The organism is Paracraurococcus lichenis (assembly GCF_030657435.1).
GTDB lineage: Bacteria > Pseudomonadota > Alphaproteobacteria > Acetobacterales > Acetobacteraceae > Paracraurococcus > Paracraurococcus lichenis.
In genome coordinates, this window is sequence record NZ_JAUTWS010000146.1 from 1 (window position 1) to 7768 (window position 7768).

General features: G+C 66.5%; 6 protein-coding genes and 1 pseudogene. 2 read left to right on the forward strand and 5 right to left on the reverse strand.

Annotation, left to right across the window (positions count from 1 at the left end; genetic code table 11):
* Positions 1-444 precede the first annotated feature (444 nt).
* Positions 445-885, reverse strand: coding sequence for a type II toxin-antitoxin system VapC family toxin (locus Q7A36_RS37105; protein WP_305108828.1), 441 nt, complete (start codon positions 883-885; stop codon positions 445-447).
* Positions 886-888: 3 nt separating this feature from the next.
* The gene (locus Q7A36_RS37110; RefSeq protein WP_305108829.1) at positions 889-1167 is read right to left on the reverse strand and encodes a FitA-like ribbon-helix-helix domain-containing protein; all 279 of its coding nucleotides are present in this window, start codon (positions 1165-1167) and stop codon (positions 889-891) included.
* 376 nt (positions 1168-1543) lie between these two features.
* Here Q7A36_RS37110 and Q7A36_RS37115 point away from each other — a divergent pair, with 376 nt between their 5' ends.
* Positions 1544-2383, forward strand: coding sequence for a ParA family protein (locus Q7A36_RS37115; protein ID WP_305108834.1), 840 nt, complete (start codon positions 1544-1546; stop codon positions 2381-2383).
* Positions 2380-3084: a hypothetical protein gene (locus tag Q7A36_RS37120; RefSeq protein WP_305108830.1), complete on the forward strand. Its 705-nt coding sequence runs from the start codon at positions 2380-2382 to the stop codon at positions 3082-3084. Before Q7A36_RS37115 ends, Q7A36_RS37120 begins: the two co-directional genes overlap by 4 nt.
* A gap of 568 nt (positions 3085-3652) precedes the next feature.
* Here Q7A36_RS37120 and Q7A36_RS37125 read toward each other — a convergent pair.
* From Q7A36_RS37125 to Q7A36_RS37135, 3 genes and pseudogenes are all read right to left on the reverse strand, one after another.
* Positions 3653-6289 carry a putative bifunctional diguanylate cyclase/phosphodiesterase gene (locus tag Q7A36_RS37125; RefSeq protein ID WP_305108831.1) on the reverse strand — a complete coding sequence of 879 codons (2637 nt, stop codon included), beginning with the start codon at positions 6287-6289 and terminating at the stop codon, positions 3653-3655.
* A 31-nt stretch (positions 6290-6320) separates the two neighbouring features.
* Positions 6321-7289 carry a 6-bladed beta-propeller gene (locus Q7A36_RS37130; protein ID WP_305108832.1) on the reverse strand — a complete coding sequence of 323 codons (969 nt, stop codon included), beginning with the start codon at positions 7287-7289 and terminating at the stop codon, positions 6321-6323.
* 302 nt (positions 7290-7591) lie between these two features.
* Positions 7592-7705: pseudogene (locus Q7A36_RS37135) on the reverse strand (IS1595 family transposase); the annotation flags it as partial.
* Positions 7706-7768: the final 63 nt, after the last annotated feature.

Below are 7768 nucleotides of genomic sequence, written 5' to 3' on the forward strand. Positions count from 1 at the left end.
CCATTTCAAGTCGAAGTGGCCGAAGGCGCTGCAGCTCGCCCTTGCCGTATACCCCGACGCGAAGGTGGAGATCGGCGACGAGGGCGTGGCGCTGCACCCGTCGCGCCCGCCCGTCGCCCCCCGGTTGCTCGCCATCCGCTGACCCCAGATACCACGGGGCTAACCGCAAGCACTGATCAGCTTGTGTCGGACGCAACCAAGAGGATGTGCCGCGACGTCTCACCAGATCACCCGGCCGCGCCGGGCACGGGAGTCAATCTGAGGACGGCCACGGCCGGGGCGCTAGCAGCATGGCGGGGCTGCCCCGGCACTGCCCAGTTCAGCCGCAGGGACCTCGGCAACTACGAGCGGGGGAGAGACGAACAATCTGCGCCTTTTGGTGAGCACGCTAGCCGGTGCGGAGCGCGCGCAACAGGCTATTGAGGCATCGTATCACGCCAGACCCTAGCCGAACCCCCATTCGCCGAGCGGGATGAGCATGGCGCCGAGGGCCGGATCCGGATGGCGCCGCATGGCGGCCACGAAAGGCCTGTCGGCAGCGACGACGCCCCGGGCACTCATGGTGACAGCAAAGGCCACATAGAGCGTGTCATAGGTCGAGTGGCCGACAGCCAAGCCGATCTCGAGGGCCACGTCATACAGGGCGAGGTCACCGGTGGGCGTCGGGGGCACCTGGGCCCTGAGAAGGTCCAGGGCTTCCCGCGCCTGGTCCGCCGACCACACCCCCTTGCGGGTCTGCAGCCAACAGACATTGGCTGCCTCGTTGAGCCAGAAGTCCGGCAGCAGGAGCTCCTCCCCGCCCTCGGCCAGCGCCTGCGCGAGGTGGCTGTCTGGCTCCGCGAGCACCCATTTCAGCGTGACGCTGGCATCCACGACCAGCGCCATGCATCACGTGCCCGAGCCGCTGGCGAGGTTCGTGGCCCGCCTCTCCCGGCTCTCTTCGAGGAGGTCGACCGCAGTATCCGATCTGCGCCCCGCAGTGCGGTCCCGAAACTCGGCCAAGCGCGCCGCGGCCGCCGCACGAGGGGTGACTTGTGCACCGCCGGTGAGGATCTGGCGCAGGATCTCCCGGTGCTCAGCCTCCGCACTGCGCCCGTGCTCGGCAGCTCGGATCCGGAGTGCCCGAACAATGGCATCGTCGAGATTGCGAACGGTCAGGGTTGCCATGAGGAATGCCCTGCTGCGGATGCAGTCACTGCTGTCATATAGCCAGATGTCAAGGCTCCCGAAATCCCCGCGAGGCTGCTTCGAAGCGCTGGCGGAATCAGACATCACGGATACGTTGCGAATGGCGGCATGTATACCTGAGGCGGTGCGGCCGCCTGAATGGCCAGCGCATATGCCTGCCCGGTGCCTCGATTCGCTCTGAACCTGCCGCACCGGCCGGCAGTCGTCATAGGGCGACTTGCAGAGATTGCCGGTGGGTACGACCGTACTCGCAGGTCGTTCCAACTGTCCCTGCGGGTTTAAACGGCCGGAGTACCACTTTTCTCGGGAGGAGGCCGATGCGGCGCTGCACTTATCAAAGGTCTGGCTTTGGTCAATGCGTGGACGGCGGGCGCTGGCGCGCTGGCACCATGGCGAGCCCCGATCCGCGGCAATAGGTGCTGCTGCGGTTTTCCGTCGGAAAACTGCTTGCTGGCTCACGTGCGATGCGCAACGGTGCGCTTCTCACGCTACGGATGGGGGTCAGGTGGCGCGAAAGCAAAGTCCCGCACGGGGGCGGGTTGTTCTTATTGCAAGTCCAAAAGGCGGGGTTGGCAAGTCATCCCTATGCCGGAGCCTCCTGGTCAGTGCTGCCCGGCAGGGGATCCGCTGTCTCGGGGTTGATCTCGACCCGCAACAGACCCTCACCAAGTGGCATGCCCGGCGCGAGCGGGTCCGGCAGACCTACCCGGAATGCTCCGAGGTGCCTGTCCTGGCTGTACCCCTTGCCGACTGGCGGGCGGCGCTCAAGGAGACCGGCAATGTCGACCTCCTCGTCATCGATACGCCCCCTAGTATCGAGGCGCAGTACGGCGCCACCCTCAGCCTCTGCGCGGCCGCCGATATCGTGCTGGTGCCGACCGGCGCGACACAGGACGACGTCGATAGCGTTACTCCCTGGATGCGCACCCTGACAGGTGCTGATATCCGCTCGTCCTTCGTGCTGAACCGAGCGAACCGCCGGGTCCGGAGTTACGAGGCGATCCGCACCAAGCTGTTGCAGGTCGGGGCGCTCTGCCCTGTCGAAATCCCGCTTCTGGAGGATATCCACGTTTCGGCCGGCAAGGGCCTGGCCGTGCCGGACTTCGTCAAAGCCAAAGCGGCGGAGACCTTCGACGCGCTCTGGGCTTATGTCGTGCGCGAAGCCGGGATCCGCGTGCCGGCGAAGGCGGCATGAAGGGGCTGAGCCGGCGGGCGTTACGCGAGGTCGACGTCGATACTGACGTTTCCCCTGTGCTGACCGATCGGCGCGAGGAGGATATCAAGGCCCTCACGCGGGTGGACGAGCAAGTCTACGAGACACTGAGGGAGGTGTTCGAAGGCACCAGCCTGCTGGTGGACCAGCGGAAGGTGAAGCTGCTGCTAAAGCTGCGCACCGATGTGACAGTGGCTTGGTCGCAGACCCGCGACGCCTTCATCGAGATCGGCCGGGCGCTTAACGACGTCGATCGCGAACTGGACACACTCGAGCGCGACCGCTTCAAGGTCGGCTTTCGGCGTCTCTTCCCGTTCAGTGAGACCGTAGCCAGCCAGTTCCGGGCCATCGCTCGAATGGTCGATGAGGGACACCTGCCGCGCGAGCTCGTACCAGGGTCCTATGGTGCTGCATACCAGATGGCGTTGCTCACGCCTGGTCAGCGCGAGACGGCGAAGTCCCGTGGCCTGATCCGGCCTGATGTTTCGCGGGACGCACTGATCGCGTTTCGCCGCGAGGTGGATGCACCGGCGTTGCAGGGCACTCGTGGGGTTGATCCGGCCCGGATGCGGGCGGAACTAACGCGGCTGAAGCGGCAGCGCCGCAGGGCGTTGATTGACCTCCTTGCATTACGCCGCCGCATACGTGAGGTCCGTAGCCTGTTGCAGGACGAGAGTGCATAAGCGCTCGCCACACGCGGCAGCACCGGACCTGCTTGACAGAGGAGGTCCGCGTCGCACTCCATACCGAGATGGCGCGTGCCGCAGGAGCGTGGTGGCCAAGAAACGAGAGAGACCCTGGCGGTCCAAATACGCCCGGCATCAGCCAGCTATCTGCAGTGAGCAGAGATAGTTCTACCTCCTTAATGTCGCCGATAGTGGCATGTCTCTCGGAATGCCGGCATGAGGCCGTCTCTTCAGGCTTTTCTCATTTGTGGCAACAGCCTTTAGCTTGACGAGGTGGATGCCCCCTGCTCCGCGGCATCGAGGTGCCATAGCGTGGTTGGTGCTGTGCCTGACCCCCATCATGGGGCGGATCACACCGACCCCGAAGAGAACCATGACCCCGGCAGTGGTCAGCCTCCAACTCAGCGCTTGACCTGGATGACCCGATTAGAGAACGGGGTCTGACCCACAACTCAGCTCCGGCGTAAGGCCTTGGCCTGCAGATAGGAATGTAGGCCATGGATGACGCGAATGGAGGCGTCAGCTAGTCCAGGCAGCGATCCGTGTCAGTCGCCGGATCTGCTGATCAAGTTGCATTGACGGTCTGCGGATCAGCTGCAGTGCCGCGCACCTCACGGATGGCCATGAACCCGCTGAACTCGTCGGCGGGCATGGGGTGGCCGAAGAGGAAACCCTGCGCCTCCTCGCAGCCTTCCTGGCTGAGCAGGGCCATTTGTCCCATGTCCTCGACACCCTCGGCATTCGAGCGGATGCCGAGGGCACGGCTCATGCCGAGCACGGCGCGGATGATCGCCGTGCTGTCCGGGCTTTCGCCGAGATTGCGGACGAAGGATCGGTCAATCTTGATTTTATCGAAACGGAACTTTCGCAGGTAGCCCAGGCTCGAATAGCCCGTCCCGAAGTCGTCCATGGCGATCGAGACCCCGAGCTCGCGCAGCTCGGCAAGGATGGCGAGCATCTCCTCGGTGTCGTTCAACAGGATACTCTCGGTGATCTCCAGCTCAAGGCGTGACGCCTCGAGGCCGCTACTGACCAGCGCGTCCCGAACCTTGTCGGCGAAGCCCGCCTGGCGGAACTGCACCGGGGAGACATTCACCGCCACCCGACCGAGCGCGGGCCATTCCGCCACCTGCCGACAGGCGGTCCGCAGCACCCAGTCGCCGATGGGAACGATGAGGCCGGTTTCCTCGGCCAATGGGATGAACTGATCCGGGCGGACATTGCCACGCTCCGGGTGCTGCCAGCGGATCAGCGCCTCGGCGCCGACGAGGCGTTCGCCGTTCGTGCTGACCTGGGGCTGGTAGTACAGCCGCAGCTCGCCCTCGGAGAGCGCCCGCCTCAGGTCTGCTTCCAGGGCTTTCCGCTCCTGCAGCCGGCGGTTCATCTCCTCCTGGAAGAAGCGGAAGGTGCCGCGTCCCTCCTCCTTGGAGCGGTAGAGGGCGACATCGGCTTCCTGGATGAGGATGCCCGAGTCGACCGCCGCCGCCTCGGCGGCGCGGATGGCGACGCCGATGCTGACACCGATGCTTGCTTGGTGGCCGCCGAGGTCGAACGGGTCCTTCACCGTGGCGATGATCCGCAGGCAGAGCGCCTCGGCGTCGGAGGGCTGGGACGCGCCGCGCTGCACGATGGCGAATTCGTCACCACCGAGCCGCGCCAGGGTATCGCTCTCCCGCAGGGTGGCCTTGATGCGGGCGGCGACCTGGACGAGGAGGCGGTCGCCCGCGGCGTGTCCGAGCGAGTCGTTGACCTCCTTGAACCTGTCGAGGTCGAGATAGAGGACTGCTACGGCACCCCCGTCCCGGTGGCACTCGGCAAGGCACTGGGTCAGCCGGTCCCGGAACAGGGCCCGGTTCGGCAGCCCCGTCAGCGTGTCGTGTGTGGCGAGGTGCGCCGTCCGCTCCAGCACGGAGACGGCGACCGACCCGATGTCGCCCCCGCCGATCAGCCCCGTGATGTTGGTGAACGGGCGCCCCTCCGCCATGGCAGCGACTGCCTCGTTGAGGCGCTGCAGCGGCGCGGTCAGCCGTCGCGCGGAGACGAGACCCAGGCAGAGCGCGAGCGAGGTCGCGCCCAGACCCGCAGCGAGTAGCCCGGCCAGAGCGTCGCGCGACCAGCGCCGAGCCTCTGCCGTGACACTCTCCTCGAGTGCCCGGGTCAACCGCGTGACGGCAAAGAGCAGGCTGCGCAGATCTGCTTCGACGCCGATGAGTGCCAGCCTGCATTGCTCGACCGCGGCGGCGCTGGCGAGCGCCTCCCGTTGCTTGGCGAAGGCACCATCAGGTCCGAGGAGCGCGGTCCGGATGTCGTCGAGCGCCTTGCCGGCGTCACGCGCGTTCTTGCCCTGCCCGGCTTCCTCGAGCCGTCCCGCAAGCCGCCGTAAGTAGACCGCACTGTTCCTCAGAATGGTCGACGCCCCGGTCTCGATGGCGCCGAGCGGGGCTGCGTCGTGCTGTGCCGCGTGGATTGCCGCAAGCTCGTCCAACCGGTCGAGGCCCTGCAGCAGCTTGTCGGCGCCGACGAGACGCGGATAGATGCCTGTCAAGACCTCCGAGAGCAGCGCCGCCATGGACTCCGGCGTGGCGGTCTTCGCCTGCTCGGTTGTCTTGGCACGCTCCTCGGTGAGCGTCATCTGGGCGTCAGCCGCGGAGGTGATGTCCCGCAGAATCTCGTTCATGCGTTGGCGGGCCGCACGGAATGCGGCGATGCGATCCTCGCGGGCGTCCATGGCGGCGACCTCGGCGCGGTCCGCAGCGATCAGGGCGGACGCGAGGCGCATGGCTTCCGCATGCACGCGCTCCGCCTGGTCGATCGGCAGGTTCGCCCCGGTGAGCCCGGCGAGCGTGCGAAGCCGCGAGATGGCGGCACTCCAGTCCCGGTCGATACCCTCCATCCGGGCCTCGACGACGTCAGGCGCAGCCACGCTGCCCGCAGTACCACCACCCCTGGTACGGCTCCCGGAGAGGCCGACCTGGAGCGCGTCCCGAAGCGCGTGCAGGTTGTCGACGAGGGTTCCGCTCTCGGCGCGCATCGGCGTAACAGAGCCGGTCAGGAAGGAGACCCGCTCGCCGGCCTTCATGAGGAGGTAGACGCCGCCGGCAGCCGGGATCCCCATGACGAGCGCGGTTGCAAGGAAGGCAATGGTCAGCCTGCCACGCAGGCCGATCGCGCCTCCTAGTCGGTGCCACATGGGGGTCCGCATGGTGCGGTTCGCTTCCGGTTCGGGCTTGGTGTCAGTCGGTGAGCATCGGGCGGAAGACCTGCACGCGGTTGTTGCCGGTGTCCGCGACGTAGATCAGCCCGGTCCGGGGATGGACGGCGATGCCGTGCAGGTTCAGGAACTCCCCAGGCCCGGAGCCGCGCCGCCCCGCCATCCCGAGAAAGCACCCGTCGTGGTCGAAAGCCTGGACGCGGTCGTTACCAATCTCGGTGACCCACACATGGCACGCCGCATCGACAGCGATGCCTGCGGGGGAGCGGAACTCACCCTCGCCCGTACCGGTCGAGCCCCAGCGGGCGAGCGGTGTGCCGTTCACATCGAACACCTGCACGCGGTCGTTCCTGAGATCGGAGAGGTACAGGCGTCCGTCAGGTCCGAGCTTGATGGCCTCCGGATTGTCGAGTTCGCCGGGTGCCGTTCCCTTGCGGCCGAACCCGAAGCAGAATCCGCCCGAACGATCGAAGACGCTGACGCGGTGGTTGTCTGCCTCGGGCACGTAGAGGCGGTCTTCCACGATGGTCATGAACTCGGGCTTGGCGATCTGCCCCGGCCCGGAGCCGTGCCCCGCGAAGGTAGACACCCATCGGAATGCGGGGTCGTAGACCTGGATGAACCCCGTCGTGTAGTCCGCCACGAAGACATTCCCCGCCGCGTCCACGGCGATACCCTCGGGCTTCTCCAGGTTCTGCTCCTCGCCGCCCTTGCCGCCGAAGCGCGCCAGGAAGCGTCCGTTGGCGGCGTCGAAGACCTGGACCCAGGCATGCGATGCGTCGGTGACGAGGAGCCTGCCGTCGGGTGTGAAGGCGAAATCCTCGACATAGCCGAACTGGCCCTCGCCCGCTCCGGCCGAGCCGAAAGAGAAGAGGTACTCGAGGACGGGAGGACGCGCCGAAGCTGGGAAGGATGTGCAGACATTGCCGGCGGCCAGGCTGGCCGCCGGCAGACCTTTAAGCACCGCCCGTCGTGTGACGCCGTACCGCACTTGAAAGCCCCTTTGCCGCGACGATCCCCGGATGAGATGCGTCAGGCAGGTTAGATCCGAGTGCGGTCACCATCGCTGACGATTGTGCCTCAATCCGTCACAGGCATTCGTTCGAGTTGGTGCGGAGAACGCTTGGCAACAGGTCAGGAGTGGGCCATCTGCGACCGGCCCTTCGAACGTCCGGGCGAGCCGGTCAGGGCAGTCAGCACCGGCACCTGCTCATCCGACAGGCCCCGCTTGGTGGCGCCCCAGGCACGCGGGCGCGCGGCGCGGGGCTCGGGTGGCCTGCCCTTCACCTATCCTCGGTGCCCCTTGCAGGAGCGGGCGAAGAACGTCTCATCGGCCTCGATCACCCCAGAGAGGATTGCCGTATTGTCCTGCGCGGCAGCCTTGAGGAAGCGGTGACGCGAGCGCCAGACGGTCATGTGGTTCACGCCGATCCCTGCCTACCTGATTTGCGGCTAGTGCTCCAATCAGAA